We start from the raw sequence: 450 nt of genomic DNA on the forward strand, positions 1-450 counted from the left end.
GCGCGTACGCGTCGGGCGTAGCCGCCGGGTCGCGCCACAGGGCGTAGATCAGTTTTTCCATGGTCGTGCCGCCGGATACGGGTCTGGAGCTTGCGACAGCATGAATCAGGCGCGATTCATGCCGCCGCAGGCTTGTTGCTTCAGGGCATGTAGTGGCCGCCGTTGACGTCGAGGGTGGCGCCGGTGACGACGCTGGCGGAGTCCGACACCATGAACAGCGCGGCGCGCGCACACTCCTCGTCCGGCGGGATGCGGCCGATCGGGATCTGCGAGGCGATCTGCTGCTTCATGGTTTCCACCGGCACGCCGCTCTCCTTGGATTGCCACTGCATGTAGCCCTCCACCGGCGCACCCCACATCCAGCCCATGTGCACGGTGTTGACGCGGATGCCGGACGGCCCCAGCTCCTTGGCCAGGAACTTGGCCGCTACCGCCAGCGCGCCCTTGGAG

General features: G+C 67.3%; 1 protein-coding gene. It reads right to left on the reverse strand.

Annotated elements, in window-relative coordinates; translation table 11 throughout:
• Positions 1 to 140: 140 nt before the first annotated feature.
• The coding region (locus tag F8M74_RS37260) for an SDR family oxidoreductase (RefSeq protein WP_163884771.1) at positions 141 to 450 on the reverse strand (310 nt) is incomplete at its 5' end.

The organism is Myxococcus sp. CA023 (assembly GCF_010998615.1).
Lineage (GTDB): Bacteria > Myxococcota > Myxococcia > Myxococcales > Myxococcaceae > Myxococcus.